The following is a 1,121-nucleotide window of genomic DNA, read 5'->3' as shown; positions in this document are numbered from 1 at the left end:
GTTTTGGCCCCCATCGGCAAATTTCGCCAGCCATCGGAACACCGTGGTGGCGTTCACACCATAAGCGGCCGCGACGTTCGCCACCGACTGGTCTTCGCGCACCGCTTTGATCGCCTGCTGGCGCATCACCTGAAGCGAGTGGTGATCCAGTTTTCGCCCGTCAGAAGTTCGTTTGCATTTCATGCAAGCATTATATTACGAACTAACATTACTTTCTAGAAGGTTAGTATCGCTTGCCGCCAGCCCCCTCAGGTCGCTTCAAACTGTCCAGTTTGGAGCGGAACAGGTGTCCAGTTTGCGCTGGAATGGGTGTCCAGTTTGCCGCGGAATCAGTGTCCAGTTTGGCGTGGAATGGGTGTCCAGTTTTGATCCGGAATATGCAGACGTTTACCGGAAGGGGATCTGATAACTGGCGAAAGGACGAATGTGGATAGAGTTCGCTACGCAATTAAAAACGCCGCCATAGCCCTATGAAGACCCTGAAAGGTGAATCCCTCAAAATGCGCCGGCTCGATTAGACTTTCCTCCATTTTCGATAGTTTTGGTGATAATCGATTACAGAAAATTTTTCATAAGTATCACTTATGGGCTTTCAAGGTAGATTCTATAAATCGCTTGATGCTTTTGGGAAGGTAATATACTATCTCGAAAAATTACCCAGCGCTGACTGTCTTGGAGATAGAGTCTGCTATCTGCGCCATTATGGGTGCGAATTTTAAATGGCAGATGAGTGGGGTCTCAACCAAGATGTTACGTATCTGGGCGCTTCCCCAATTCAGCTTATATGCATGAAGTAAATGATTTTATTCATTTTGAAATAGAGCTAAAGCATGACGATTATAGTTGACAATGATGGCCCGGTCCGGGTGATTACCTTCAACCACAAAAGCACTTCAAACCCGTTTAGTCGGGAAATGCAACTGGCGGTCACCGAGGCTTCGCGCGCGGCTAGTATTGATAAGTCAGTCAAGTCGGTTGTCTTTACCGGCGGACCGAATCGTCTGTTCAGTGCCGGTGGCGATTTTAACGAAGTCAAGCTTTTGGCCAGTGCTGCTGATGTGAGTGATTGGATCGACACGTTCATGGACATGTATCTGTCCATACTCCATATCGCGACGCGA

The 1,121-nt window shown here is 48.3% G+C and carries 2 protein-coding genes; one reads left to right on the top strand and one right to left on the bottom strand.

Annotation, left to right across the window (positions count from 1 at the left end; translation table 11 throughout):
* On the bottom strand, positions 1-183 hold a 183-nt coding region (locus AC1DYX_RS31390; protein ID WP_477266157.1), incomplete at its 3' end, for a helix-turn-helix domain-containing protein.
* A 647-nt stretch (positions 184-830) separates the two neighbouring features.
* On the opposite strand from AC1DYX_RS31390, the gene AC1DYX_RS31385 reads away from it, so the two are divergent.
* The coding region (locus AC1DYX_RS31385) for an enoyl-CoA hydratase/isomerase family protein (protein ID WP_477266155.1) at positions 831-1,121 on the top strand (291 nt) is incomplete at its 3' end.

The organism is Massilia sp. P2_C2 (assembly GCF_056404615.1).
This window is presented reverse-complemented; position numbering and strand designations above follow the sequence as displayed.